2 protein-coding genes are annotated in these 885 nt (G+C 47.1%); both read left to right on the forward strand.

Translation table 11 applies throughout. The features are described from left to right. The first annotated feature begins 2 nt into the window (after window positions 1–2). The gene (locus AC1DWB_RS36285; RefSeq protein ID WP_477545892.1) at window positions 3–353 is read left to right on the forward strand and encodes a response regulator; all 351 of its coding nucleotides are present in this window, start codon (window positions 3–5) and stop codon (window positions 351–353) included. Next, window positions 325–885, forward strand: a 561-nt coding sequence (locus AC1DWB_RS36290; protein ID WP_477545893.1) for a flagellar biosynthetic protein FliO, incomplete at its 3' end; no start/stop codon positions are given. The genes AC1DWB_RS36285 and AC1DWB_RS36290, both read left to right, overlap by 29 nt.

Genomic DNA, 885 nt, shown 5'->3' on the forward strand with positions numbered 1-885 from the left:
GAATATTAATCGTAGACGACGCAGCTTTTATGAGAATGATGATCAAAGACATCCTATCCAAAAACGGATTCGAGGTAGTGGGCGAAGCAGCAGATGGCGCTCAGGCTATTGAGAAATTCAAGGAAGTAAAGCCGGACTTGGTCACGATGGACATCACCATGCCTGAGATGGATGGAATCGCAGCATTGAAAGAAATTAAGAAATTCGACGGAACCGCTAAAGTTATTATGTGTTCCGCGATGGGCCAACAAGCGATGGTTATCGATGCGATTCAAGCAGGAGCCAAAGACTTCATCGTCAAGCCGTTCCAAGCGGATCGTGTTATTGAAGCTATCAAGAAAACGCTGGGCTAATCAGATGGAGGTACCATCGAAGCTGCCCAGAACAATGGCAGGACAGGAAGGGCGATTTCAGTTGTGGCGCAAAATCACGGGCTTGCTAATCGTTGGTGTGGTCTTCTTCATGACGGGCAGCTCTAGAGGCATGGCGGAAGACGGGGCAAGCCAGGGTACGAATGGGCTAGATGATGGTAAGAGCGCTGTCCTCTCGCAAGGGGATGCTCCAAGCGTCATTATTATGATGGTGAAAGTCGGTTTTTACCTTATTCTTATTATCGGTTTATTCTTCATCATAATGAAGATATTAGCCCAAAAAAATAGAAGACGTATGCAGGGGAGAGCGGTCAACCCACTTGGGGGAGTTCCCCTTGGGCAGAATAAATCGTTGCAAATCGTAGAGATCGGTCGATCCGTTTATTTGCTGGGTGTAGGGGATAACGTTCAGTTGGTACATAAAATTGATGACCCTGAAGAAGCGGCCTACTTGATTGCAACGATGACCGCTCAATCCGAGTCTTCAATAGTGGGGATGAAACAGCTGAACAAC

The organism is Paenibacillus sp. P4_E11, assembly GCF_056401635.1.